We start from the raw sequence: 26,703 nt of genomic DNA, 5'->3' as shown, positions 1-26,703 counted from the left end.
GAAACAAACCAGCCCCAGGTCGCCGACCTGGGGCTTCGAATGCGGCGGAGCCCTGCCGGAGTTGTCGGTTCCGGCAGGGTCCCTAGCTGCTGCCCGGCGCCCGTAGCGGTCGCTCAGATCGCGAGCCGGTGTGACGCGACCTCCGCCGCGATCGACCGGCGCTCCCACGACTCCCGGTCCCGCAGGTAGCGGGGGCGCTCGGCGACGATCGAGCGGGTCTCCGCCGAACCAGGCGCGAGCCGCCAGCGCACCGACCCCGTGACGTCGCGTGCGCACACATCGATGAACGCCTGTACGGCGGCCCGGAGTTCTCCGTACCAGCGGCCCTCCAGGGCCTCGCGGACCCAGAGCTGCTCGAGGGGCATCTTCTCCCGCAGCGTCTCCGCGTCCAGCACGGCGTTCTCCAGGAGCCGGTAGCCGCGCAGCAGCAGCCAGGCCGCCGGCATTTCGCGGATCTCCAGCACCTTCTCCCCGTGGTCGAGGTGCTCCAGGCCGCTGTAGCGGCCCATGCCGTAGCGGCCCACGCGCGCGTTCAGCTCGGTGATCAGCTTGCTGAGCGGGAGCGCCCTACCGTCGAGCGCCACGGGAACTCCCGCCCGGAACGCCACCTCCACCATGTCCACGCCGGTGGCACGCGCGTCGGGACGTCTGCTCCAGCGGTACAACTCCTCCGGTACCGCGTGCGATTCCGGATCGTCCAGGAGGCCGGACTCGAACTCCCGGCACCACAGGTTGGAGTCGCCGCTCACGGTTCGGCCGTCCAACTCGTCGACCCCCGCCTCCTTCAGTTCCTGGATCTTCTGCGCGCGGTCCACCGGGTCCAGGTCGTACGGGCTGCCGTAGCGGCCGGGCCAGCCGAGCAGGTCCAGGGCGCCGTTGAGTCGCCGGAGGGTGTTCTGCGAGCGGTTTGCCGTGTGCAGCAGCAGCCCCGCACCGAGCCGGTCGGCCACCCCCACCGCTTCCGCCGCGATCAGGGGCCGGCTGAGCGAGGAGCTGATGGGATGCGTGCCGAGGTACACCGCTTGCGCGGCGATGGCGGGCCGGACGAACTCGGTCGCGAACCGCTCCCGTGCGTCGACCACGTGCAGGGTGGCGCCCAGCTTGGCCGCGATCTGCTCCTTGGCGTCGTGCCGCTCGTCCACGTCGAGGCCGACGCTGACGGCGTGCACGTTCGAGGCGCCCGCCAACCGCAGCCGGTGCAGCAGGTAGGTGCTGTCGAGCCCACCGCTGAACAGGGTGACGACCGGACGCCCGGGCGCCGACCGGATCGACGCGGTGATGTCCCGGAAGGACCGGACCAGGGGAGAGGCGGCGGAAGGCGGCGTCACAGGGACGCTCCGCTCTCCAGATAGGCGCAGACCCCTGCCACCGTCGGCCGCTCGAAGAGCTCGTCCATCGGCACCTCGACGCCGAGGTGCTGCTTGATGAGCGCCTGCATGCGCACCATCAGCAGGGAGTGCCCGCCCAGCACGAAGAAGTCGTCGTCGTCGGAGAAGTCGTCCAGGCCCAGGACCTCGGCCCAAATGTGGTGCATCTGCTCAGTGATCAAGAGAGTTCCTCAACTGTGTGCCAGACGGGTCAGAGCCGTCCGGTCGACTTTTCCATTGGGGCTGAGGGGGAACGCCGGCACCGGGACGATGTGCTGCGGGACCATGTGGTCCGGGACGGAAGCCCGGAGTGCGATCCGCACGAGCCGGCCGTCGAGCCGTCTTGTGGGCGCCGGTACGACGTATGCGATCAGCTCGCCCCCGCCGGTGGTGACGGCCGCGGCGTCGGCGACGTCGGGCAGCGTCCGCAGCGCCGTCTCGACGTCCCCCAGGTCGACGCGCATGCCCCGCACCTTGACCTGGGAGTCCACCCGCCCGACGAAGAGCAGCTCACCATCGGGGGAGACCCGTCCGAGGTCCCCGGTGCGATACAGCTCGACGGATCCGCGGGACGTGTCCAGGCGGGTGAACCGCTTCTGGCTCTCCGGGTCGGCGTTGAGGTACCCGGCACCGACACCGCGTCCTGCCACGCATATCTCGCCGGTCGCGCCCCGTGCCACCGGCGCCAGATCACCGTCCAGGACGTACACGTCGGTATTGGCGAGCGGAAGCCCCGCCGGCACGCCGTCGGTCATGTACCGCTCCCAGTCGTGCAGTTCGTGCGCCGTTGCCACGTCGCTGCACTCGGCGACTCCGTACAGGTTGACCAGACGACAGCGGTGGCCCGGGCCGCGCGCCCAGGAGGAGATTCGTCCCGGCGACAGTGCCTCGCCCCCGCAGAGCAGCAGCCGCAGGGATTCCAAGGGGGAAACCGCCCGGGCCTCGTCGTCCTCCTCGACCAGCAGGTAGAGGGTGCTGGGAGCGCAGTGCAGCGTGCGCACACCGAACTCGCGGATGAGCCGGCGGGCGAGCAGCGCGTCGAATCTGCGGCTGGGCAGCAAGTGCAGGGTGGCGCCGGTGAACAGGGGCATCATCAGGCTGCGCTGGGTGATGTCGAACCCGAATGAGCTGACGGCCAGGTTGGAGGACTCCGCACCGAGCCCGTACGACGCGGCCAGCGACTCCAGCAGGTTGAACCAGCCCTCGTGCCGGATGGCCGCCGCCTTCGGCGTACCGGTCGATCCAGAGGTGAACACGACGTAGCACGGAGCGTCCGGGGCGAGGTCGGGACGAGGATCGCCCTCCGGCGCGCGGTCGTGGGACCCGGCCATGACGGCGTCCGGGACGAGGACCTCGCCACCGCCGTGGTCCACCAGTCGGCGCGTGTCCTCCGAGGCCACCACATGGGCCATGGCGGGCAGCTGGGCGACGTTCAGGCGCAGCCGCTCCGCGGGGTACGTCGGGTCGAGCGGCACGTAGGCCGCACCCGACTTGAGCACCCCCAGGATGGCGACCATCAAGTCGACCGAGCGGTGCAGACACACCCCGACCAGCGAGCCCGGGCCGATACCGCGGGAGGTGAGGGCGTGAGCGAACCGGTTCGCGCGCGCGTTGAGTTCCCCGTACGTGTACCGGCCCGTCGCGTCGGTGACCGCCGTCGCGTCGGGGTGGCGGGCCGCGTGGGCCTCGAAGGCCCGGTGGGCGAAGGGAGAGGTGCGGCGCGGAGACCGGGGACCTGAGAGGATCACCGGTCCGCCGTTCCCGTGCCGCGGGCGCTCACCGGGCGCATGTCGGTCCACTGGTTCTCGATGTGCTCCAAGCAGGACTGCCGGCTGCCGCGGTGCGCCGCGACCGACCAGCCCGGCGGGACCTCGGCGAAGGCCGGCCACAGCGAGTACTGGCCCTCGTCGTTGACCAGTGCCAGGAACTCCCCGTCCTGGTCGTCGAATGGATTCATACCTCGATCTCCTCTGTGAAAGTGCGGTCCCGGACGCGTCCCATCGCGTCCAGGAGGCAGGTTGCGCGCGGGCTCCTGCGGCCATTCAGGCCGGTTCCTCCCGGATGAGGTGCCGCAACACCCGGCCGATGTGCGCCAATGGGGCCGGCTGGGCCATGCCCAGATGGGAGCTGTCCACCTCGTGGATCTCGATGTCACCGAGCACGTGGGACCGCCATGCGGCATTCACGGACGGCGGCGTCAGTCCGTCCGAGGAGCGAGTGGCTCGGAAGAAGACGACGTCCCCGTCGTAGCGCCCGGGGGTGTGGTGGTCCATCAGCTCGATGTGCCGGGCGACCGCACGGGCGAGCCCTGCGACGCGTGTCGGTTCGAGAGCGGCGAGCGCGGGGTTCTCGCGCGCGACGAGGTCGGCGAGCGCCCGATCGTCAGGTCGCACGGGGTACTCGGCGAGTGCCCCCGCCACGTCCGCACCCTCGCCGAGCAGGTCCGAGAGCACCTCGGCCCAGTCGGCGCCCGTTCCCGTTCCGTCACCGCGGCTCGGATAGCTGTCGAGCAGTGCGAGCAGTTCGACCTCTTCGCCGGCGGCGCGGAGTCGTACCGCCATCTCATGCGCGACGAGACCTCCGAAGGACCAGCCGAGCAGACGGTACGGACCCGTCGGCTGCACCGTGCGCACCTCGGCGAGGTAGGCCGAGGCCATCTCGGCGACACTCGTGGGCAGCCGCTCCGGTTCCAGCAGTCCCCGGGTCTGCAGACCGTACAGCCCGGTCACGGGGTCCAGGTGCGCCGCGAGCCCCGCGTAGCACCAGCTCATCCCGAGCACCGGATGCACACAGAACAGGGGGCTGTGCGAGGCGCCCGCCCGGATCGGCAGCAGGGTGCGCAGGGAGTTCTCCCTCCGCGCGCCCTGATCGCCCGGTCCGTCCAGCAGCCCGGCCACCGTGGGAGTGTCGAAGACATCCCGGACGGACACGTCGATCCCCAGCTCGGTACCGATCCGCTTGACCAGTCGTGCCGCGAGGAGGGAGTGGCCGCCCAGGTCGAAGAAGCCGTCGTCGATACCGATGCGGGACGCGCCGAGGAGTTCCCCGAAGATTCCGCACAGCCGCTCCTCCCGGTGGTCGCGAGGCCCCCGCACCGAACCGTCGACCGTGTAGCCCGGTACCGGGAGGGCAGCCCGGTCCAGCTTTCCGTTGACGGTCAGGGGCAGTGCTTCCATGACGGGGAACGCCGCGGGCACCATGTGGCCGGGGAGGCCGGCGGAGACGTGGGCGCGCAGCTCCGCGGCACTGACGCCCCCGGACCGGTGCGTCTCCTCCGGTACGACGTACGCCACTAGCCGCTGGTCGCCCGGCTGGTCCTCGCGGACCACGACCGCGGCCTGCGCCACCGCCGGGTGCGAGACGAGCGCGGCTTCGACCTCGCCGGGCTCGATGCGGAACCCGCGTAGCTTCACCTGGCGGTCGGCGCGCCCCAGGTACTCGAGGGTGCCGTCGGTACGGAGCCGTACGAGGTCCCCGGTGCGGTACATCCGCTCGCCCGGCGCGCCGAACGGGTCGGCGACGAAGCGTTCGGCCGTCAGCTCGGGACGGTTGAGGTATCCGCGCGCCAGCCCGGCCCCGGAGACGTACAGCTCGCCGGCCACACCGGTCGGGGTGGGGGCCAGCCGTGCGTCAAGGACGTGGACCCGGGTGTTGGGCAGCGGCCTGCCGAGGGTCGGGGTGCCTCCCCCGCGGACTTCGGCGTACAGGACGTCCACGGTGCACTCCGTCGGTCCGTACGAGTTGTAGCCGCGCAGGTCCGCGTACGTGCCCAACTCCTGCCAGAGGTCCCTGCCGATGTCCTCGCCGCCGATCCAGAGCACGGCCGGACGGTGCCGGTCCTCGGCGAGCAGCCCCGCGGCCAGCAGCTGTCGTGCGTAGGTCGGGGTGATGTTGAGCATGTCGAGCCCGAACGCCGCGGCATGGCGGACGAGGGCGTCCGGGTCCCGCCGGGTGTTCTCGTCGAGGACGTGCAGCTCGTGCCCGGACATCATGGCGAGGATGTCGGTGGTCGACGAGTCGAACGAGAAGGACGCCATGGCGCCGATCCTCAACGGCTTCCCCGAGGCGAGCAGCACCTTCTCGTAGGCCGCGGCCAGGTGGGTGAGGTTGGCGTGGGTCACCACGACGCCCTTGGGCCGGCCCGTTGATCCCGACGTGTAGATGACGTACGCGGGGTGGTGCGGCCGCAGGGCGTCGTGCACGGGGTCCGTGGCGGGGCACCGCGCGACGGACGCGCCGAGCTCGTCCAGCACCAGGCGCGGGGGGGTGGCGGTCGCCGGCAGGCGGCCTTGCGCCGCCGTTTCCGTGAGGACCAGAGCGGGGCGGGCGTCGTCCAGCATCTGCGCGATGCGGTCGGCCGGGTACTCCAGGTCGATCGGCAGATAGGCGGCGCCGGACTTCAGCACCGCGAGCAGCGCGACCACGAACCGCACCGATCTGGGGAGGGCGAGGGCGACGAGGTCCTCGGGTCCGGTGCCGTGGGTGCGGAGGCGGTGGGCGAGTCGGTTGGCCTGCTGGTTGAGCTGGGCGTAGGTGAGGTGCCCGTCGTGGCCGCGGACGGCGATGGCGTGGGGTGTGCGGGCGGCTTGCGCTTCGAAGAGTTCGGGGACGGTGGCGTGTGGTGCGGGTGGGGTGGTGGTGTCGTTGAGGCTGGCGAGTTGTCGGCGCTCGTTGTCGGTGAGGACGTCGATGTGCCCGATGGGAAGTTCGGGGTGGGTGGTGAGCGTGGTGAGGAGGTGTTCGAGGCGGCGGGCCAGGAGGTCGGCTGTGGGCTGGTCGAACAGGTCGGTGGCGTATTCCACGACACCGGTGAGTCCGGCTGGTGCTCCCCGGTCGTCGTGCCGTTCGGCGAGGTCGAAGATCAGATCGAACTTCGCCGAGGCCAGCCTGCCGGTCTCGGTGGTACCCCGCACTCCCTTGAGCGCCGCGGCCGGATTGGCGGGCGTGTTGTCCAAGGACACCATCACTTGGAAGAGGGGGTGGCGGGCGGGGGAGCGGGTGGGGTTGAGGGCTTCGACGACGCGCTCGAAGGGCACGTCGGCGTAGGTGTAGGCCTCCAGGTCGGTGTCTCGGACGCGGTTCAGGAGCTGTTCGAAGGTGGGGTCGCCGGAGAGGTCCGTGCGCAGGACGAGCGTGTTCACGAAGAAGCCGACCGCCCGGTCCAGCGCCTCGTCGTCGCGGCCGGCCACATCGGTTCCGAGGGGGATGTCGTCTCCGGCGCCGAGGCGGTGCAGGAGTGCGGCGAGGGCGGCGTGGAGCACCATGAAGACCGTGGCGTCGTGGGCGCGGGCCAGTGCGGTGATCCGGGCATGGGTGGCGGCGGGGATCTCCAACGACACGGTCGCTCCCCGGTGCGTCGGCTGGGCGGGGCGTGAGCGGTCGTAGGGCAGGGAGAGCTCCTGGGGTGCGCCGTGGAGGGCCTTCGTCCAGTAGCGGACCTGGTCGGCGAGGGGGCCGGAGTGGTCGTCGCCCATGTACGCGTGCTGCCACAGGGTGTAGTCGGCGTACTGCACGGGCAGGGGCGCCCAATCCGGCTCGATACCCGCCAGACGGGCGGAGTAGGCGAGGCTGAGGTCCTGCACGAGCGGCCCCAGGGACCACCCGTCGCAGGCGATGTGATGGATGTTCAGGACGAGTGTGTGCCGGTTGGTGCCGGTGCTGAGCAGGGTCGCCCGCAGGGGGAGGTCCGAGGCCAGGTCGAAGGGCGCGTTGACGATGGTGTCGACCTCGAGCTCGGCCTCCGAGGAGTCACACTTCCGGATGACCAGAGCCGTTGCACCCTGCGCCGGATCCAGCACGATCTGGCAGGGCTCCTCGCCGGTGACCGGGTAGACGGTGCGCAGGACCTCGTGGCGGGTCACCAGGTCCACGAGCGCGGCCTGGAGCGCCGCGGGATCGATGGCGCCCGTGAGGCGGAGCACCACCGGCACGTTGTACGTGCTGTTGGGGCCTTCCAGTTGCGCGAGGAACCACAGTCGGCGTTGCGCGTACGACAGGGGCACGACGGCCGGCCGCACCGCCGGCACCAATGCCGGTCGGCTCCCGGTCGAATGGGCGGCGGCCACCCGCAGTGCCAGTCCCGCCGGCGTCGAGGCCTCGAAGACATCTCGGATCCCGATCTCAACGCCGAGTTCTCTCCGCACACGGCTGATCAGACGGGTCGCGAGCAGGGAGTGACCGCCGAGGCCGAAGAAGTCGTCGTCGACGCCGATGACGGGTGCGTCGAGGATCTCGGCGAAGACCCGGCACACACACTCCTCGACGGTGTTGCGCGGTAGGCGCGCCGAGGTGTTGGCCGCCCGCGCGGGCGTGGGCAGGGAGCGCCGGTCCAGCTTGCCGTTCGGGGCGAGCGGGAAGGCGTCCATGACGACGAACGCGGTGGGAATCATGTACGCGGGAAGCAGGGCTCGGGTGTGTTCACGCAGCGGCTCGGCGTGAAGTCCGTGGGCAGGGTCGGCCGGAACGACGTAGGCCACGAGTTCCTTCTCGCCCGGCCGGTCCTCGCGGACGGTCACCAACGTCTGACCCACGCCGGGATGCCGGCCGATGACGGCGGCTATCTCGGCAGGTTCGATCCGGAAGCCACGGATCTTGACCTGGTCGTCCGCTCTGCCGACGAATTCGAGCTGTCCGTCACGGTTCCAGCGGGCGATGTCCCCGGTGCGGTACATGCGGTCCCCGGCCGGGCCGAAGGGGTTCGCGACGAACCGTTCCGCCGTGAGGTCCGGGCGCTCGAGGTAGCCGCGGGCCAGTCCCGCACCGGCGAGGTACAGCTCTCCCGCCACACCCGGCGGTACCAGCCGCAGCCCCGCGTCCAGGACGTAGGCGCGGGTGTTGGCCATGGGCCTGCCGATCGGTGCGGTACCGGCGGTGTTGCCGTCGTCGTACCAGGCGGTGGCGTAGACGGTGCATTCGGTGGGCCCGTAGATGTTGGCGATCCTGGCCTCCGGGAGCGCCGCGCGCAGATCCTTCACCAGTTGGGGCGGCACTGCTTCGCCGCACAGCACGACGTCGCCGGCACGCAGCTCCACCGGGCCGCCCGCGAGAACGGCGGCGAACACGGACGGCACGCCGCTGATGAGGGTTCCCGACCAGCCGCCCCGCTGGGTGACTTCCAGCAGATCCCGCACGATCTCGACGGTTCCGCCCAAAGTGAGCGGGACGAGCCACTCGAAGACCGACACGTCGAAGTTGAGGGACGTGGACAGGAGCGTGCGGGACATCCGCTCCCGTCCGTAGTCACGCGCGGCCCATGAACAGAAGTCGACGACGTTGCCCTGGGTGACGACCACGCCCTTGGGGCGGCCGGTCGACCCGGAGGTGTGGAGGACGTATGCGGCGTTCTGCGGCCCCAGGGGCCGGGTGCGATCCCGGTCCGACAGGTTGGTCGAAGGAAGGGGCCTCCCGTACACGTTCTCCAGCAGCACCCGCACGGTGTCGCCGGAAGGCAGGGCGTGCTCGACGTCTCCGGTGGTGAGGACGCAGGCCGGCGCGGCGTCACGGAGGATGTAGGCGATGCGCTCCGCCGGGTAGTTCAAGTCGATCGGCTGGTAGGCGGCGCCGACCTTGAGCACGGCGAGGGCGGCCGTGAGCAGTGCGGGCGATCTGGGGAGGGCGAGGGCGACGAAGTCTTCGGGTCCGGTTCCGTGGGTGCGGAGGTGGTGGGCGAGTTGGTTGGCTTGTTCGTTGAGCTGGGCGTAGGTGAGGTGCTGGTCGTGGTGGCGGACGGCGATGGCGTGGGGGGTGCGGGCGGCTTGCGCTTCGAACAGTTCGGGGATGGTGGTGTGGGTGGGGGGTGGGGTGGTGGTGTTGTTGAGGGCGGTGAGTTGTTGGTGTTCGTGGAGGGTGAGGATGTCGGTGTGGGTGATGGGGAGGTGGGGGTGGTTGGCGAGGGTGGTGAGGAGGTGTTGGAGGCGGCGGGCCAGGAGGTCGGCTGTGGGCTGGTCGAACAGGTCGGTGGCGTATTCGATGACGCCGGTGAGTCCGGCTGGTGCTCCGCGGTCGTCGTGCCGTTCGGCGAGATCGAAGATCAGATCGAACTTGGCCGCTCTGAGTCCACCCTGCTCGACGGAGCAGTCCAGCCCGGTCCAGTGGTGGGCTCCACCACCTGTGGGAGACGCGTTGTTGAACCACAGGGCCACCTGGAAGAGGGGGTGGCGGGCGGGGGAGCGGGTGGGGTTGAGGGCTTCGACGACGCGTTCGAAGGGCACGTCGGCGTGGGTGTAGGCCTTCAGGTCGGTGTCTCGGACGCGGTTCAGGAGCTGTTCGAAGGTGGGGTCGCCGGAGAGGTCGGTGCGCAGGACGAGCGTGTTCACGAAGAAGCCGACCGCCCGGTCCAGCGCCTCGTCCGTGCGGCCCGCGTGGTTCGTTCCGAGGGGGATGTCGTCTCCGGCGCCGAGGCGGTGCAGGAGGGCGGCGAGGGCGGCGTGGAGCACCATGAAGACCGTGGCGTCGTGGGCCCGGGCCAGTGCGGTGATCCGGGCATGGGTGGCGGCGGGGATCTCCAACGACACGGTCGCTCCCCGGTGCGTCGGCTGGGCGGGGCGTGAGCGGTCGTAGGGCAGGGAGAGTTCCTGGGGTGCGCCGTGGAGGGCCTTCGTCCAGTAGCGGACCTGGTCGGCGAGGAGGCCGGAGTCGTCGTCACCGAGGTGGGCGCGCTGCCACAGGGTGTAGTCGGCGTACTGCACGGGCAGGGGCGCCCATGGCGGCTGGCTGCCGGCCAGACGGGCGGAGTAGGCGAGGCTGAGGTCCTGCACGAGCGGCCCCAGGGACCACCCGTCGCAGGCGATGTGATGGATGTTCAGAGCCAGGACGTGATGGTGGGTGCCGGTGGTGATCAGGGTCGCCCGCAGGGGGAGGTCCGAGGCCAGGTCGAAGGGCGCGTTGACGATGGTGTCGACCTCGAGCTCGGCCTCCGAGGGGTCGCAGTGGCGGATGACCAGAGGGGGTGCGCCCTGCGCCGGATCGAGCACGATCTGGCAGGGCTCCTCTTCCGAGACCCGGTAGACGGTGCGCAGAATTTCGTGGCGGGTCACCAGGTCCACGAGCGCGGCTTCGAGCGCGGCCGGATCGATGGTGCCCGTGAGGCGCAAGACGACGGGGACGTTGTAGGTGCTGTTGGGGCCTTCGAGTTGTGCCAGGAACCAGAGCCGGCGTTGGGCGAACGAGAGGGGTGTCACCTGGGGGCGCACCGCCTGTGTCAACGCCGGCCGGGTCCCGGCCGGACGTGCGGCGGCGACCCGTTGTGCCAGCCCCGCCGGCGTCGAAGCCTCGAACACGTCGAGGATCCCGACCTCGACGCCGAGCTTCGCCTTGATCCGGCCCACCAGTTGGACGGCGAGCAGCGAATAGCCGCCGACCTCGAAGAAGCTTTCGTGCTCCGCCACCGGAGGCGTGCCGTCCGCCCGCACCGGCAGGTCGAGGAGGTTCGCGTACACCTCGCGGAGTTCCCTCGTCAGTTCCCCGAGCTCCGGCGCCGTCGCCGTACGCCCGGTCTCGGCGTCGGCCGACGTCGGGGCCTCGGGCGCTGTCAGGACCTCTCGCTCGCCGCGCAGCCTCTCCTCCTCGGAGAGCATCGCGGGCTCGTCGATCCGGGCGTCGGGCTCCGCCGTCAGACCCGCCAGCAGCCTCAGGTACCGGTCGGCGAACCCGCGCACGGTCGCCTCGTCATAGAGCGCGGTGGAGTATTCGAGCTGGACGTGGGGCTGGTCGCATCCCATGACGACGGTGACGGTGAGGTCCACCTTCGCCGTGCCCGTCCATACCTCCTCGTGTTCGCCGCTGCCGAGGAGCCCCGGACGCGCGTCGTGGCGCGGCGTACGGTCCTCCGCCGAGAAGATGATCCCGAACAGCGGATGGGGGCCTGAAGGATCACGCTCGGGGCACAGCCGCTGCACCAGGGCGTCCAGGGGGACGTCCTGGCGGACGAAGGCCGCCAGTGTGGTGGACCGCACCTGACGGAGCAGCTCGGTGAAGGTGGGAGTGCCCGAGAGATCGGTGCGCAGTGGCAGGGTGTTGACGAACAGTCCTATGAGGTCGACGACGTCCGGGCGCGTGCGTCCCGCCGCCGGCACGCCGACGACCACGTCCGAGCGCCCCGTGGACCGTTGGAGGAACGCCGTGAACGCGGCGAGACAGACCATGAACGGACTGCAGCGCTGTTCCCTGGCCCCGGCCCGGATCCGCTCCTCCAGGTCCTTGGGCAGGGGCACCAGGCAGGCGGCGCCCCTGTGGTCGGACCGGGACGGACGAGGACGGTCGCCCGGGAGTTCGAGCGGCCCGCCGACCCCGCGCAAGCGCTCTTCCCAGTGTTCGAGCTGTTCCTTGAGCCCGTGGCCGTCAAGACGCTCGCGCAGGCCCCGCGCGTAGGGCCCGTACTGTGTGGGCGGAGGCGGCAGGGGGCTCGGCCGGCCCTCGGTGAAGGCCTCGTAGTGGGTGTCGATCTCCTTGTGCAGGAGCTCGCGGGACCAGCCGTCGAAGACGATGTGGTGCGCGGTGAACAGGACGACGTGGTCCTGCGCGGCGAGCGTGACGAGTTCCACGCGCAGCAGTTGCCCGAAGGACAGGTCGAAGGGGCGTTCTCCCGCGGCCCGCAGCGTCCTGGCGAGCAGCAGGTCCTGGTGAGCCCGATCGGTGTCGGTGAGGTCGGTCTCCCGCCACTCAGGACGCTGGCCCTCGTCGACGATCTGTGACGGAACCCCGTCCGTGCTGGTGAAACGCGAACGGAGGGCGTCGTGCCGACGGGCGGTCTCGTCGACGGCCGCGTGCAGCGCGGCCGCGTCGAGCGGGCCGCGCACGCGCACGGCCCACGGGATGCTGTAGAGCGTCCGGCCCGGCATGAGCTGGTCGAGGAACCACATGCCGTGCTGCGAGGGTGACAACGGATACCACGTCGCGGCCGAGGCCCGCGCCTGATCGCCGGTGCTGCCGGGTTCCCGGTCAGTCCCTGCCATGGAAGAACATTCCCTTCGTCAACTGCGTGGTGAGCACGGGGCCGGTCGGACCGTTCCCGCGTCGTGCTTGCTCGTGGGCGCCACCGGGGGCGGGTGGCTCAGTAGCCGAACTCGAGGGATACGGTGTTCCGCAACTCACGGCCCCGCGCGAAGCGTTCGATGTTGTCGCGGACCAGATCCGCGAAGGCGGGCCACGCGTAAGGCAGATCACCCGCGCAGTGCGCCGTGAGGAAGCAGTTCTCCAGGTCCCACAGCGGATGCCCTTCGGGGAGCGGCTCCGGATCCGTCACATCGAGCGCAGCGGCGCCGATCCGCCGCTCGCGCAACGCCGTGATCAGGTCGTCGGTGACGACGAGTCCTCCGCGCGCCACGTTCACCAGGCAGGCGTCCGGGCGCATGGCCTCGAACACGTCCCCGTCGATCAGGCCGCGCGTCGCGCCGGTGAGTGCGGCGGCGAGTACCACCACGTCGGCTGTCGCGACGACTTCGATCAGCCGGTCGGACGTGACGACGCGCGCCGCTCCCGCCACGGGCTCGGCGCGTCGGCGTACGACCGTGGCCCGGGCCCGTAGCGGGGCGAGGAGGTGCAGCAGTGCTCCCGCCACCTCGCCGGCGCCGACGATCACCACGTCGGCGTTGTACAGCGACCGCGGCTCCTGCGGGGACCAACGCCCCTCGCGCACCGAACGGTCAGCGGAGCGCAGAGCGAGCATCGACAGCATCAGCGCGTGCTCGGCCACCGGCTCGGCGAGCACTCCGCGCGCCGAGGTCCACCGCAGGCCGGGCCGCATGGAGGGTGCGTACTCCTCCACACCCGACCACGGCAGCTGTACCCAGCGGACGTGCGGCATGCGGGTGAGTTCCGCGGTGAGCGCCTCGGGGTCCGAGCCCAGCCAGACGAGCGCCTCGGCGTGTTCGGGCCGGACCTGCTCGCAGGGTGCCCGGTCGAGGGCGGTTCGCAGCACCGGAGGGAGGGGCTGAGGACGTACCGCAATCCTGATCATGGAAGTTCTTCCTCGTCGGGGGTGGCTTCTTCGTACGGGGGCAGGGCGCGGTCACATGGCGATTCCCCCGTTGGGGCTCAGCAGCCATCCCACGTAGTAGTCGGCTTCCGCGGAGGCCAGGAAGCAGACGCTGGCCGCGATGTCCTCGGGCCTGCCCCAGCGGCCCGCCGGGATGGAACGTTCGCGCTCCGGGTTGTAGGTGACGGGGTTGGCGGTGAGCATGGGCGTCTCCGTCATCCCGGGGGCGATCGCGTTGACGTTGATGCCGTGGGGGATCAGTTCATGGGCGAGCGCCTTGGTCAGGCCGATGACCCCGCTCTTGGCCGCGCAGTAGTGGACGAGCCGGGCCTCTCCGGTGAGGGCGAGGTCCGAGGAGATGTTGACGATGCGCCCGCGACCGTTCTCGATCATGTCGGGAACCACCGCGCGGGTGACCAGGTAGGCGCCCTTGAGGTTGGTGTCGAGGACCCTGTCCCACTCGGCCTCCTCGAGCTCCGTGACGGCGGCCCGGGAGATGACGCCGGCGTTGTTGACCAGGACCCCGATCGGCCCGAAGGCCTCGTGGGCCGTCGCCACCATCCGGGCGACCGCCTCTGCGTCGGACACGTCGGCCTCGACGGCCAACGCCCGGCCGCCCTCCGATTCGATCGCCTCGACGACGGCACGGGCCGGCCGCTCCGTGCCCCAGTGGTTGACGACCACGGCCGCGCCCTCGGCGGCCAGGGCACGGGCGGTTGCCGCGCCGATCCCGGTGGCGGCGCCGGTGACCAGTGCGACCTCTTCCGCGAAGCGGGGTGCGTGGATGCGCCCGGTCACCGAACCTCCAGTCCCTTCTCCTCCGCGAAGGTCTCAAGGAGCTCGACGTAGGTGCGCCGATAGGCGATGGAGTACTTGTCGGCGGGTGCGTGCGCCTGGCCGCGTAGGTCCAGGGGGGCTTCGCGCGGCTCCTGGTTCTCCACGATGGGGAAGTCCTCTTCGAAGACGATCCGCTCGTACTCCCACATCTGCTCGATGGACACTCCGTGCTCCTCCGCCACGATCCTGTCGATCCCGACGACCCAGAACTCCCTCACGCGCAGGCCGTCTTCGGAGATGGGCGTCGCGAACTGCGCGACGAGCCGGCGGCCGCCGTCGGGAAACGTGGTCCGGATCCACGCGAACATGGGCAGGGAGAGGTGGTAGGTGAGCGTCTGCCGTGTGCCGAGTGCCTTGTTCCCGTCCAGGGCCGTGCCGCCCAGGTCGGTGGACAGCTGCCATTCGAGGTCCCAGCCGTCGCGCTGCACCTGGTACGGGGCCACGACACGGCGCACGTCGGGTCCCATGCTTCCCTGGTGCACGAAGGGGAAGTGGGCCATGTCGCGGAAGTTCTCGGTGAGTTGGCGCATCCCGCAGTCGAGGTCGTTCGGCTCGCCGAAGGCGAGCCGCCACTCGACGGTGCCCACGTCGGCCAGGGCGGGCAGCGGCAGGTAGGGCTCCTCGAGACAGCTCCAGACATGGCCGTACGCCTCCGCCACCCGGTAGGTCTGGAGGTGCGCGCGCACCGGAGCGCTTCCCGCGGGCAGGGAGGGTACGTGCGTGCACATGCCGGTGCCGGCCGAGAAGATCCAACCGTGGTAGGGGCACTCGATGCCGCCGTCCCGGATCTCGCCCATGGACAGGTCGGCGCCGCGGTGCGGGCAGGCGGCACGGGCTACGGTCACCGTGTCCCCGACCCGGTACACCACGAGCTTGGTGCCGAGGATGTTGGCCTGGACCGGCCGGTCGGTGACGTCCTCGATCCGTGCGACCGGGAACCAGGTGTGGCGCAGGAGCTGGTACTCGCGCGGGTCCATCGTCTTCTCTCTTCGGTAGTGCTGGTACTGCCGGGCGCTGCTCAGGTGTACGGCACCGGCTCGGGCGGGCTTTCGGCTCCCGGTGCCACTGGACGCCCGTGCTCCAGGAGCGAGCGGCAGGCGGCCGCGAGCCTGTCCGCGGTGTCCGCGTCGATGCGGGCGGTGCGGTGGTCGAGGCGTCCCTCCAAGCGGTCCGGGTACTCCGTGACCGTCAGGACGAGGTCGGTGTGGGCCGTGCCGGTGGGCAGGTCGCGCGTAGGGCCGAGGGTCAGCCCGGGCCATTCCACGCCCTGGGACGCGTCGCGTTCGTAGGTGAACAGGACGTTGAAGAAGGGGTTCTCGCCGACCCTTCTGCGGGTACCGGCCGAGGTGTGCGCGATGATGCGGTCGATGGGTACGTCCTGGTGCGCGAAGGCGTCCAGGACGCACTGCCGCACCGCGTCGAGTTCCTCGTGGTGGGTCATGCCGTCGTGCAGACGCGGCCGCATCACCAGCGTGTTCACGAACATCCCCAGCACGTCGCGGAACTCGGGCAGGCCCCGTCCCAGGACCGGCGTGCCGACCGCCACGTCCTCCCGCCCGCTCTCCCGCCGGAGCACGGCCAGGAAGGAGGCGAGCAGCACGACGAACGGTGTGACACCGGCGGCCACGGCCGCGCGCCGCAGGTCAGCGGGCGAACCGAGCTCGAACGTGACTGAGGCCCCGGTCTCGTCACCCAGCCCGCGTCGGGTCCCGGCCTCCTGCGTGATCGGCCACAGCGGCGTGCAGCCGTCGAGCTGATCACGCCACCAGTCGAGCTGGGCCGCGGCCTCGGGACCGTCGAGGAACGCCGTCTGCCAGGCGGCGAAATCGGTGTGCCGGGCCGTGGTTCCGACCGGCTGCGGGTGCCGGCCGGGCGTGGTGAGTTCCCGGCCGTAGGCGTCGGCCAGCTGCTCCAGGAGCACGTGCTGCGAGCGGCCGTCGAGGACGAGGTGATGCGCCGCGCACACGAGGAGGTGCTCTTCGTCCCCGACACGGAGCAGGCTCATCCGCAGCAGCGGACCCTTCGCGGTGTCCATGGGCGCCCGGCCCAGTGCCTCCGCGCGCCGCAGGGCCTCCGCCTCGGGGTCGGGGACCTCCCGCAGGTCCTCGATGGTGAACGTGGCGGGCGCGCCCGTGACCTGCGCGGGCTCGCCGTCGATGTTGGCGAACGCGGTGCGCAGCGCCTCGTGCCGGAGGACGAGGACGTCGAAGGCCTTCCGCAGGGCGTCGTGGTCGAGGCGGCCCGAAAGGCGGCACAGCCAGGGGGTGAGGTAGAGGGTACTGGCGGGAGCGAGCAGTCCGTGGAACCAGATCCCGCGCTGGCTCTCCGAGAGGGGGCCGAGCACCGGCAGGCCGCTGAGCGCTCCGAGCCGCTCGGCGAAGTCCGCCCGGCGGACCTCGGCCGAGGCGAGGCCGGGCAACGGAGCGGACTCGGTGCCCGAGGGCGGCGCCGCGTCTACGACGGCTGCCAGTTGCCGCACCGTGGTGGCGGCGAACACGTCCCGGACCTCTGGATGGCGGCGGAGGTCACCGCGGATCCGGCCGAGGACGCGGTGGGCCAGGAGCGAGTCGCCGCCGAGGGAGAGGAAGGGATCGTCGGCACCCACCTCGTCGATGCCGAGGAGTTCGGCCCACAGCCCGCACAGGTAGGCCTCCGAGCCGGTGCCCGGTGCGCTGTAGGCCACTCCCAGGCCGGGGCGTGTCCCGGGAGGCTCGGGCAGGGCTGCCCGATCGATCTTGCCGTGGTTGTTCAGCGGGATCGCGGCGATCCGTACGTAGGCGGCGGGCACCATGTACGCGGGCAGCTCGGACGCGAGTGCGGCGCTCAGCTCGGCGTCGGTGGGCGGTGCTGCCCCGGGGTCGGTGGCGGGCACCACGTAGGCCACCAGTCGGCGGTGCCCGCCGGTGCTCTCGGCCAGGGTGACGACGGACTGCCGTACGCCGGGGTGACGGGCAAGCGCCGATTCGATCTCCCCCGGCTCGACCCGGTATCCGCGGATCTTGATCTGGTCGTCGACGCGGCCGATGAACTCCAGATTGCCGTCCGGCCGACGGCGCACCCTGTCTCCGGTCCGGTAGAGGCGTGACCGGTGGGTGTCCGGGGCGTCCGGCGCGAAGGGGTCCGGGACGAATCGCGCGGCCGTGAGTCCGGGCCGGTCGTGGTAGCCGAGGGCGAGCGAGTCGCCGCCGACGAACAGTTCTCCCTCCGCCCCCTCGGCGACCGGATGCAGGGCCGGGTCCAGAATGTGCACCCGAGTGCCCCGGATCGGCTTGCCGATGGGCAGGAGCGCCCCCTCGGGCACGCATGCCCCCGCGGGCAGGGTGTAGTAGGTGACGGTCGCCGTGTACTCGGTCGGACCATAGATGTGCACCAGCGGTACCCGGAGGCGCGCCCACAGCGGCAGGAACTCGGGGTGGCAGCGCTCGCCCGACACCCCCACCAGTCGCACGGGGGCGGGGAACATCCCGCCGGTGTCGGCGAGTTCACGGACCACGACGTGCCACAGCGCGGTGGTCAGGATGAGTGCCGTCACCCCGTGGCGCCGCAGGCACGCCATGAGACCGTCCACGGTGGACAGCCGTTGCCGTTCGGCCGGTATGACGACGGCCGCCCCGTGCACCAGCGGGGGGAAGAGCTCCTCCAGGGATCCTGAGAAGCCGGCCGAGAGGTTCACGAGGAAGCGGTCCCCCGGCACCAGCCGGAACTCCTCTCCGGCTGCCAGAGCGAGATTGGTCAGGGCCCGGTGCGGTATGAGGACCCCCTTGGGCCGCCCGGTCGATCCCGAGGTGTAGATGACGCAGGCGGGGTCCTCGCCTGCCGGTGCCCTCGGCGGGACCCGCCCGGCGGCCCGCTCGTGCGGCCCGTCGCCCCGTGCCGCGTCCGGTTCGTGGACGGGGACGAGCCGGGCGGAGCGGGCCGGACAGCTTCCGGCTGTCTCGTCCGAGACGACGACGTGGCTCAACGCCAGGTCGGAGGCGATGAACTCCAGGCGCTGGGGCGGGTAGTCGAGGTCGAGCGGGACGTAGGCCGCCCCGGTCGTCAGAATGCCCAGCAGGGCGATCAACAGGTCGGGGGAGTGCGGCAGACAGACCCCGACCCGGTCACCCGGCCCCAGCCCCAGGGCTGCGAGCCGGCCCGCCAGCCGGGCGGCGGCATCGGCGAGCTCCCGGTACGTCAGCCGCCGGCCGTCGCCGAGGACCGCGAGTGCGTCGGGACGGCGGGCCGCCTGCTCGGCGAAGAGCTCGGTCAGCGGCCGCAGCGCGTCCGCCGCGGAGTCGTCGTGGGCGGCCCTCGCCGTTTCGGCGGTCGAGGAGGGCGTCATACCGCATCCGCCGATGCGTGGAAGGTGCGCAGCGCGGCCGCTACTCCCTCTCCGACGACGAGGTCGTGTCCGGTGTCGCAGAGCGACAGCTCGAGGGCGCCGAGCGCACTCAGCACGTCGAAAGCGTCGACGTAACCGCAGTGGCCTATCCGCAGGACGTGACCCGATAGCGCGCCGGGACCGCCCGCGAACTGCACGCCGTGCCGCAGGAACGCCGAGCGGATGAGGGCCTCGACATCGACGCCCCGGGGCACGCGCACGGCGGTGACGGACCCGGCACGGTCGTCATCCGTGCCGTACACCTCCAGGCCCATGGCGCGCACACCAGCCCGGACCATCCTGCCGAGGACGACGTGCCGCCGCAGGACGTCGTCCAGGCCCTCCTCCAGGATCTGCCCCAGCGCCGCGTCGAGCTGGCTGAGCAGGGTGATGGCGGGCGTCCACGGGGTGTGCGCCAGCGCGCTCTCGGTCGTGGCGCGCACCTGGGTCCAGTCGAAGTAGAACCGGGGCAGCGTGGCCTTCCCGTGATGCCGCCAGGCGTTCTCGCTGATGCTGACGAAGGCCACACCGGGCGGCGTCATGAGGGCCTTCTGGCCGCCCGCGACGACGACGTCGATGCCCCAGTCGTCGGTCCGCAGTTCGCAGGCCCCCAGACCCGACGCGGTGTCGACCACGCTCAGGACGTCCGCGGCCGCACGCCCGAACGCCTCGATGTCGTTGACGACGCCCGTCGAGGTCTCGCAGTGCACGGCGATGGCCGCCGTGATGTCGCCGTGCTCGGCCAGTGTGCGGGCCACTTCGCCCATGTCCACGGCTTCGCCCCAGGCAGCGCCCACCTCGGTGACCCGCAGGCCGAATGCGCGGCACAGCGCGGCCCATCGGTCGCCGTACACGCCGTTGACCGCGACCAGGACGTGGTCTCCCGGCGAGAGCAGGTTCTGCACGGCCCCTTCGAACGCGCCGGTCATGCTGGAGGTGAAGACCAGGACGCTGTTCTCGGTGCGGAACACTTTCTTCAGGTTGTCGAGGATCCGCCGGAAGACGGCTGCGTATTCGGGGGTGCGTTCATCCTCGATCGGTCGCACCGCGGCCATGGTGACCGCGGGCGGCAGCGGCGTGGGTCCCGGGACCATCAGACGGTACTTGGACAGCATGCGTGGGCCTCGTGATTCTGGTGTGGGTGGAGAAGCGTTCGGTTCGCCGCAGCGGTGTACGTGCGGTCGCGGCGGGGATCAGTTCGTCCGATCCGCGGTCGGCTCCGTGGTCGTGTCCCCGCCGCTGCGGCTGCGCACGAGCTCGATGAACCGACCGGCGGTCGAGTTGCCGTAGAACTCCTGGACCGAGACCTTCGGCAGTCCCAGCTCCCTGAGCTCGGCGATCACGCGCACGACGAGCAGTGAATTGCCGCCCAGCTCGAAGAAGTTGTCCTGGACGCTCACTTCGGTGCCGAGGCGCCGCCGCCAGAGGTCGAGCACGGCCTCCTCGAGAGGATCCGCCGAGGGGGCGTCTGCCGGAGCGCCGCGCCCGCCGTCCCGGACGACGGCCGGCGCCGGCCCGCTTCCGATGGCGGGCAGACGGGAGGGGTCCAGCTTCCCGTTGATCGTCAGGGGGATGGCGTCCACGGGAGTGAGGGTGGTCGGGACCATGTAATCGGGAAGAGTCCTTCGCGCGTGCGACAGCACCTCCGCCGGGCGTGCGCCGGGTCTCAGTACGGCGTACGCGTCGATGCGCGCGGTCGTCGGATCGCCCTGGTCCCCGGGATCGAGGACGACGGCCGCGGCGAGGACGTCGGCTGAGGAAAGCAGGACGTGGCGGATCTCGTCGAGCTCGATGCGGAAGCCGCGAAGCTTGACCTGGCTGTCGATCCTGCCCAGGTGCTCCAGGCGGCCGTCGGGCAGGAGCCGGCCCTTGTCGCCGCTGCGGTAGATCCGTTCGCGGCCGGACGGGTCGAGGACGAACCTCTCCGCGGTCAGCTCCGGCTGTCCGAGGTAGCCGTCCGCGACCCCCGCGCCCCCGACCCAGATCTCGCCCGCGGCACCGGCCGGCAGCAGCTGCCCCCCGTCGTCGCGCACGGTCACCGACCAGCCCCGTAGCGGCCGGCCGACGCAACGCGAGCCGCGCAGGGCCGACTCCGGAGTGATCGTCTCGGCGGTCACGTGCACGGTGGTCTCGGTGATTCCGAACATGTTGACCAGACGGCAGGAGGCGGGCGGGTACCGGGTGAACCAGGGCAGGAGCATCCGGGTGTCGAGCGGCTCGCCGCCGAAGACGATCAGCCGCACGGCGAGCCGGACATCCGAATTCCGGTCGGCGGCCACGAGCTGCCCGAACGCCGAGGGTGTCTGACTGAGCACGGTCACCTGCTGCTCGGCGAGGAGTCCGTGGAAGCGCTCCGTGTCACGTGTGATCCAGTACGGGACCACCACGAGCCGCCCGCCCGTGAGGAGGCAACCCCAGATCTCCCAGACCGAGAAGTCGAAGGCGCTCGAGTGGAACATCGTCCACACGTCGTGCGGGCCGAGCCCGAAGTCCTCCTCCGTGGCGTCCACGAGGGCGAGGACGTTGCGGTGGGGCACCACCACACCCTTGGGCCGGCCCGTGGAACCCGAGGTGTAGATGACGTAGGCGGGCGCGTCCCCGTCCCCTTGCGGTGCCACATCGGCCCCGGACGGCACCGTGGCGGCGAGACTCAGCAGCTCCCGCGGACCGACGCGCTTGACACCTCCGACGTCGGGAAAGTCCGGCAGATCGGTGACGACCACGGCGACGTCGGCGTGCGCGGTGACGTAGCGCAGCCGATCCTCCGGATAGCGGGTGTCCATGGGAACGTACGCACAGCCTGCCTTGAGCACCGCGAGCAGGGTGACCACCAGCAGGGGGTCCCGTTCCAGGCACACGCCCACCATCCGGCCCGGGTCCGCGCCCAGCCCGCGCAGTGCGACGGCCATGTCGTCCGCCAGCTCGTCGAGCCGGCGGAAGGTCAGTTCCGTCCCCGCGCCGCTCACCGCTATCGCATCGGGACGGGTGCGGACCGCCTCGCGGAACCGGTCATGGATGCCGGCCCGCGGCTCGGTCGCGTGGGCGCGCTCCCGTGCGGGGCCGGTGCCGAGCAAGGCGATGTGCGAAGCCTCGGCGGCGTCCGACGGCATGACGGTGACCGTCGCGGTGTCCTCCCCGCCGGCGGCCAGCTGCGCGGCGACCCGCGCCACCCCGCGCGTGAACGCCTCGGCCACCGCGGTCGCCACGACGGTCGGGTCATACGCGCAGCCGCCCCGGACGGAGCCGTCGGGCTGCCGTTCCGCGTGCAGGGTGAGGGGGAAGTACGGCGCGAGGCAGGGCCGGTAGACCTGCCCGGCCACGGCGTCGCCGAGAACCACTCCGACGCAGGGCAGGACCGTTCCGACGGCTTCGGCGGACGGTGTGCCGGCGCCGCTGAGCGCGTACGAGACGTGGTTCGCGAAGGCGGCCGGCCGCTCCCCCTCGACGGGAGAGAGATCGAGTTCGTGGACGTACGTGATCTCCTGCGCGTGCGGGCCGCCGTCCGGGTCCAGCACTCCTACGCGGGGGGACTCGTCCGGCTCGTAGCGGGTGAGGACGACGGCTGCGGCGAGGGCGAGCAGGGCGACGTCCAGCGGCCGTCCGCCCGGCACCTCGAAGGGGATGGGCTCCCCGGGGCCCGTGGTGTGCGGCTCGCCCAGGCCCCACGGGGGCACGGCCGTCGAACGCGGCGGCGCGGGGGCGGCGTGCGGCGTGATGCGCAGTTCGGCGCCCGTGGCGAGGGCGCTCGCCGTCCGGTTCAGGTCCGTACGGGACAGTGTCGCGCGGTCGGCCACGAGGACCAGCGCACCGGCGCCGTCGCTGTGGCGGACGAGTACGACGCGCAGGCGTTGTGCGGAGCGCAGCGGGCGCTCGGCCTCGCGCCGCACGTACCGCGGCGCCGCCGGATCGGCGGACGGGACTGGTGTGGGTGCCTCCCAGAAGCTCCAGCCCTCGGCGTCCGCGGCGATGTCCGTCAGGCGTTGGTGCAGCACTTCCGCAGCCGGGGGGTTCGCGCAGGGCACTACCAGACTGTGGAGCGAGGCGTGTGCCCGCAGGGGTCGGTGGGTGGCCACCATGGGAATCTCCTGTTCGAACTGCGACGTGGTGCCGGTACCGGAGCGGGTCTCACCGAGTGGTGAAACCGCCGTCGACCGTGAGTACGCTCCCTGTCACCCGGGGGGAGTCGTCGGCCGCCAGCCACAGGGCGGCTCCGGCGACGTCCGCCGGGTCCATCAGGGAGTTCATGGGCTGGGCTTGGAGGAAGACCTCCTCGTGCTCCTCGACCGACACGTCGAGGGACCGGGCGATCTCGGAAAGCATGCGCCCGTCCACAGCAGGGTCGTCGCGCACCGAACCGGGGCACAGCGCGTTGACTCTGATCCGGTGCGGGGCGTAGTCCAGAGCGGCCGCCTTGGTCAGGCCGACGAGACCGTGTTTCGCGGCCACGTACCCGGCGAAGTGCCGGTATCCGACCAGGCCGGCGGTCGAGGAGATGTTGACGATGCTGCCGGACTGGTTCGCGACCATCCCCGGTGCCACGGCCCGCATCATGCGCCAGGCCCCCGAGAGGTCGACGTCGAGCATCAACGCCCACTCGTCGTCGGTGATCTCGTGGACGGCCTTGCCGGAAGGAGACGCGATCCCGGCATTGTTCAGGAGCACGTCGATCCTCCCGAAGCGGTCGAGTGCCCGCTCCACGCCGTCCGCGACGGAACCGCTGTCGCGGACGTCCAGACCCACGGAGAGCACGGCGGCGCCCTCCTGCCCGCACAGCCGCGCCGTGTGCGCGAGCTGTGCTGCCGAACCAAGCGGGTAGGGCACCCCGTCGATGTCACCTCCGATGTCGGCGAGGACGAGGGAGGCGCCCTCGCGCGCGAACCGGACCGCGCAGGCGCGGCCCAGGCCCCGGGCCGCGCCGGTGATGAGGGCGACCTTGCCTTCCAGGGCGGGGCCCCCGCTCATCCCAGGACCTCGCCCATCGTGTCGAGGAGCTGCTCGGCGGACTCCGCCAGGTACATGTGGCCTCCCGGGAGTTCCACGTACGCGAAGCCACCCCGGGTGGCCGCCGCCCACTGGCCGGCTTCCTCCTTCGAGACGAGCGTGTCGTCGGCGCCGCGCAGCGCCGTGATCGGGACCGAGAGGGGGGCGGCCGAGGAGGGCTTGTAGTCCTCGTGCATTTCCGTGTCGGCCCGCAAGGTCGGCAGCAGCACCTCGCGCAGGACGGGGTCGTCCAGCGCGGGATGGCGGTATCCGGCGAAGCGCGCGACCTGTTCGACGAACTCGTCGTCCCCGAGACCGGTGGCCCGCTCACTGCGGCCCGTCCAGGGGCCCGGCGATCCGCTGACGAACAGGTGACACAGCTCGACCGTTCCACGGGCTTCCAACTCCCTCGCCAACTCGAAGGCGAGCACCGCACCGAGACTGTGGCCGAAGAGCGAGACAGGGCCCTCGGTCCTCATTTCCAGGGACCGCACCAGATCGCGGGTGGCGGTCTGCGCGTCGGTGTGCGGCTGTTCTCCGAACCGCTCCTCGCGTCCGGGGAGCTGGAGGGGAAGGACGCTCGTTCCCGCCAACCGGTTCTTGGGCCAGGCCCGGTAGAAGCCGGCCCCTCCTCCCGCGAACGGCAGACAGACCAATGACTTCGACATGCTGGATCGCCTTCCTGTGAATCGATGGGGCTGTACGGGTGCGGCCGCGGGCGCGAGCCGGCCCCGCGGACGGGGAACAGCCCCTCCCGGCGGGCACCGTCGTGCGGGGGACCGACGGTCAGGCCGCCCGGCGGCGTCGCACCGCGGCGGCGGTCAGGAGGGCCACGGCCACGAGGCAGCTCACGGCGGGCGCGGTGAGGGCGATGTGCAACGGCAGCACGGTCAGACCCAGACCGCTGGCCGCGAACCCGCAGGCCCCCGTCGTGTAGAGCCAGCCGAATCCCTCGGAGCGCCGGTGCTCCGGAATGGTCTCCTCGACCGCGTAGGAGCGGATCGCGTTGAGCGGAGCGGTACACAGGCCCGCGACGACCACGACGGCGAGCAGGGCGGTCCAGCCGCGTGCCTGCCCCACCCCGACGGCCGCCACGGCGACCACCGCCAGGAGGGCACCCGCCTGCGCTCCGGGGCCGCCGGGCAGCCGGTCCGTCAGGACGGCGTAGCCGATTCCGGCGAGGGCGCTGCTCCCGGCGAGGACCGTGATGATCGCTCCGCCGCCGAAGGTGCCCGACCCCAGCATGTGGGCCAGCGGCAGGGCTGCCGTTTCGATGGCGCCGAGGGTGTGGCTGAAGGCGACGCCTACCGCGACCCAGGCGATGAATCCCAGATTCCACAGCGGTTCGCGCTGCTTCTCGGAGCGGTCCTGCTCGCCCCGTCCGTCGTGCTCGGGCGGGTCGTTCCGGGACGGACGTGCCGCCGTACGGGAGAAGGCCAGCAGGAGGGCCAGTACGGCACAGCCGCCGGCCATCGCCGCCACGCCGCCGAGCCGGCCGAACAGCACGATCGCGGCCCCCGCGATCAGCGGGGCTCCGACGACCAGCAGCTCCATCACGGTGGCATTGATGGCGAGCCCGCGCTGCACCAGCCCTTCCGGAACGGCCGAGTTGAGGAGCGTACGGGTGAGTCCGGTCAGGCCCCCGAGGCCGATGCCGGCCACCGCGCACAGCAGGCACAGCACGGCCAGCGGCGCGCCGAGGCCGGCTGCCAGACCGACCGATGCCAGTCCTAGCGCCGCCAGGGACGCGGAGGCCACCTGAACGGTCCGGCCCGACGTACGGTCCGCGACCTTGCCGATGAGGCCGGAGGAGACGACGTCGGCGAGGATCAGCGAGGCCACCATGACGCCGCCGTCCTTCGCGGAACCGGTACTCACGGCGGTGAGACCCGCGAAGGCCATGGCCGCCATCAGGGCGGGTCCGTTCACGAGCTGGACTATCAGGGTCCAGATCCAATAGGGCCGGTGGGCGAGCAGTGCCCGGACGGGGTGGGCGGTGGCTGTTCGCTCCGGGGCCGTCGCTTCGGTGGTCATTGCGCCCCCCGCTCGCCCGGCGTGCGCACCCCGGACGTCCTGCGCACGCGCGCCGCCAGTAGGTCGAGGGCGGCCAAGAGCTCGGACGCCGGCCCGCCGAATCCGACCCGGATCCGGTCGGGGTGGTCGAAACAGTCACCCGGCACGACGAGAACCCCGTCCTCCGCTTCGAGGGCGTCGCAGAACGCGGTCACGTCCGGCACTCCCACGAGGCGGGGGAAGGCGGTCACGCCGCCGAGAGGGGTCGGCAGGTCGATCCGACCGGGATGCCGTGCGGCCCAGTCGAGGAGCAACGCGCGGTTCTCGAAGGCGAGTTCCCGGTGCGGGGTCAGCACACGGTCGGCCTGCTCCAGGGTCACCGCGGCCAAGTGCTCGGCCACCGGCGACGTGCTGATGGTGAGGTAGTCGCGAAGCCGCACCATCTCGGGTATCAGCCGACGCGGGGCGACGCACCAGCCGACCCGCAGGCCGGGAAGACCGTAGGCCTTGGACAGGGTCGAGAAGGACAGTGCCCGCTCCAGCCGGCCGGTCGGCTCGGGCAACGGATCGGCATCGTGGGCCAGCTCTGCGAAGGACGCGTCCCAGAGCAGGTGGCAACCGTGGCTGTCGACCAGTCGGAGGAGGTCGTCGTACTGCGCGCGGGAGAGGGTGGTCCCGGTCGGATTGTGGGGGAAGTTGACCACGATGGCGCGGGTGCGCGGCGTCAGCACCGCCCGCAGCAGCTCCAGATCCGGAACGAACCCGTCCTCGGCGCGCAGCTCCCACGTCCGCAGGCGGGCGCCGAGCGCTGCGGCGATGGAGGAGAGGGACTGATAGACGGGGCGCAGGGTGACGATTTCGTCCCCGGGCTTCACCAGGGCGGCGATGGCGAGGAAGAGGCTCTCGCTCGCGCCGTGGGTCGCCATCACCCGGTCCGCATGCCCCGGCGCGTAGCGAGCGGCGATGGCCTCTCGCAGGCGCTCACTGCCCGTCGACGGGCTGTCCCGGAACGGAATGGCGTCCAGATCCGCGCTGTCGATGCCCAGGTTCCGACGCAACTCGCCGAGCGTGCACGGGGTCAGACCGGAACTGGAGATGTCGTAGCGGGCGGAGAAGTAGCGGTTGCGCAGCCAGTCCTCGAGCAGGGCGGGCGCGATGTCGTGCAGGGTCAC

At 71.4% G+C, this 26,703-nt stretch carries 15 protein-coding genes; all 15 read right to left on the bottom strand.

What is annotated here, in order from left to right; all coding sequences use genetic code 11:
* Window positions 1-113: 113 nt before the first annotated feature.
* Window positions 114-1,328 (bottom strand): argininosuccinate synthase-related protein, encoded by a 1,215-nt coding sequence (locus tag ACZ4WZ_RS00610; RefSeq protein ID WP_467883726.1) that lies wholly within the window; start codon window positions 1,326-1,328, stop codon window positions 114-116.
* Window positions 1,325-1,549: an acyl carrier protein gene (locus ACZ4WZ_RS00605; RefSeq protein WP_401256227.1), complete on the bottom strand. Its 225-nt coding sequence runs from the start codon at window positions 1,547-1,549 to the stop codon at window positions 1,325-1,327. Before ACZ4WZ_RS00605 ends, ACZ4WZ_RS00610 begins: the two co-directional genes overlap by 4 nt.
* Before the next feature lie 9 nt (window positions 1,550-1,558).
* Window positions 1,559-3,115: an amino acid adenylation domain-containing protein gene (locus ACZ4WZ_RS00600; protein WP_467883725.1), complete on the bottom strand. Its 1,557-nt coding sequence runs from the start codon at window positions 3,113-3,115 to the stop codon at window positions 1,559-1,561.
* Window positions 3,112-3,324, bottom strand: coding sequence for an MbtH family protein (locus tag ACZ4WZ_RS00595; RefSeq protein WP_467883724.1), 213 nt, complete (start codon window positions 3,322-3,324; stop codon window positions 3,112-3,114). The genes ACZ4WZ_RS00600 and ACZ4WZ_RS00595 overlap by 4 nt, the downstream gene beginning before the upstream one ends.
* Window positions 3,325-3,409: 85 nt before the next feature.
* Window positions 3,410-12,319 carry an amino acid adenylation domain-containing protein gene (locus ACZ4WZ_RS00590; RefSeq protein WP_467883723.1) on the bottom strand — a complete coding sequence of 2,970 codons (8,910 nt, stop codon included), beginning with the start codon at window positions 12,317-12,319 and terminating at the stop codon, window positions 3,410-3,412.
* Window positions 12,320-12,417: 98 nt separating this feature from the next.
* Window positions 12,418-13,323 carry an NAD(P)-dependent oxidoreductase gene (locus ACZ4WZ_RS00585; protein ID WP_467883722.1) on the bottom strand — a complete coding sequence of 302 codons (906 nt, stop codon included), beginning with the start codon at window positions 13,321-13,323 and terminating at the stop codon, window positions 12,418-12,420.
* Between the two features lie 51 nt (window positions 13,324-13,374).
* Window positions 13,375-14,139 (bottom strand): glucose 1-dehydrogenase, encoded by a 765-nt coding sequence (locus ACZ4WZ_RS00580; RefSeq protein WP_467883721.1) that lies wholly within the window; start codon window positions 14,137-14,139, stop codon window positions 13,375-13,377.
* Window positions 14,136-15,155, bottom strand: coding sequence for a Rieske 2Fe-2S domain-containing protein (locus tag ACZ4WZ_RS00575; protein ID WP_467883720.1), 1,020 nt, complete (start codon window positions 15,153-15,155; stop codon window positions 14,136-14,138). The genes ACZ4WZ_RS00580 and ACZ4WZ_RS00575 overlap by 4 nt, the downstream gene beginning before the upstream one ends.
* A gap of 41 nt (window positions 15,156-15,196) precedes the next feature.
* A complete protein-coding gene (locus tag ACZ4WZ_RS00570) occupies window positions 15,197-18,499 on the bottom strand; it encodes an amino acid adenylation domain-containing protein (protein WP_467883719.1) in 3,303 nt (1,100 codons plus the stop codon).
* Entirely contained in the window at window positions 18,496-19,653 is a 1,158-nt protein-coding gene (locus ACZ4WZ_RS00565) for a pyridoxal-phosphate-dependent aminotransferase family protein (protein WP_467883718.1), read from the bottom strand. The genes ACZ4WZ_RS00570 and ACZ4WZ_RS00565 overlap by 4 nt, the downstream gene beginning before the upstream one ends.
* A 78-nt stretch (window positions 19,654-19,731) precedes the next feature.
* On the bottom strand, window positions 19,732-22,530 hold the full coding sequence (locus ACZ4WZ_RS00560; protein WP_467883717.1) for a non-ribosomal peptide synthetase: 2,799 nt from the start codon (window positions 22,528-22,530) through the stop codon (window positions 19,732-19,734).
* Window positions 22,531-22,663: 133 nt separating this feature from the next.
* Window positions 22,664-23,500: a mycofactocin-coupled SDR family oxidoreductase gene (locus ACZ4WZ_RS00555; RefSeq protein WP_467883716.1), complete on the bottom strand. Its 837-nt coding sequence runs from the start codon at window positions 23,498-23,500 to the stop codon at window positions 22,664-22,666.
* Window positions 23,497-24,186 carry a thioesterase II family protein gene (locus ACZ4WZ_RS00550; RefSeq protein ID WP_467883715.1) on the bottom strand — a complete coding sequence of 230 codons (690 nt, stop codon included), beginning with the start codon at window positions 24,184-24,186 and terminating at the stop codon, window positions 23,497-23,499. The genes ACZ4WZ_RS00555 and ACZ4WZ_RS00550 overlap by 4 nt, the downstream gene beginning before the upstream one ends.
* A gap of 118 nt (window positions 24,187-24,304) precedes the next feature.
* Complete coding sequence (locus ACZ4WZ_RS00545; protein WP_467883714.1) at window positions 24,305-25,552, bottom strand: MFS transporter; 1,248 nt, start codon at window positions 25,550-25,552, stop codon at window positions 24,305-24,307.
* A complete protein-coding gene (gene vioD, locus ACZ4WZ_RS00540; RefSeq protein ID WP_467883713.1) occupies window positions 25,549-26,703 on the bottom strand; it encodes a capreomycidine synthase in 1,155 nt (384 codons plus the stop codon). Before vioD ends, ACZ4WZ_RS00545 begins: the two co-directional genes overlap by 4 nt.

This window comes from Streptomyces sp. NPDC029122 (assembly GCF_055569445.1).
This window is presented reverse-complemented; position numbering and strand designations above follow the sequence as displayed.

Coding starts and splice junctions, on each gene's coding strand:
- ACZ4WZ_RS00595 (WP_467883724.1), bottom strand. CDS start 3,324: ATGAATCCATTCGACGACCAGGACGGGGAGTTCCTGGCACTGGTCAAC.
- ACZ4WZ_RS00590 (WP_467883723.1), bottom strand. CDS start 12,319: ATGGCAGGGACTGACCGGGAACCCGGCAGCACCGGCGATCAGGCGCGG.
- ACZ4WZ_RS00585 (WP_467883722.1), bottom strand. CDS start 13,323: ATGATCAGGATTGCGGTACGTCCTCAGCCCCTCCCTCCGGTGCTGCGA.
- ACZ4WZ_RS00575 (WP_467883720.1), bottom strand. CDS start 15,155: ATGGACCCGCGCGAGTACCAGCTCCTGCGCCACACCTGGTTCCCGGTC.
- ACZ4WZ_RS00570 (WP_467883719.1), bottom strand. CDS start 18,499: ATGACGCCCTCCTCGACCGCCGAAACGGCGAGGGCCGCCCACGACGAC.
- ACZ4WZ_RS00565 (WP_467883718.1), bottom strand. CDS start 19,653: ATGCTGTCCAAGTACCGTCTGATGGTCCCGGGACCCACGCCGCTGCCG.
- ACZ4WZ_RS00555 (WP_467883716.1), bottom strand. CDS start 23,500: ATGAGCGGGGGCCCCGCCCTGGAAGGCAAGGTCGCCCTCATCACCGGC.
- ACZ4WZ_RS00550 (WP_467883715.1), bottom strand. CDS start 24,186: ATGTCGAAGTCATTGGTCTGTCTGCCGTTCGCGGGAGGAGGGGCCGGC.
- ACZ4WZ_RS00545 (WP_467883714.1), bottom strand. CDS start 25,552: ATGACCACCGAAGCGACGGCCCCGGAGCGAACAGCCACCGCCCACCCC.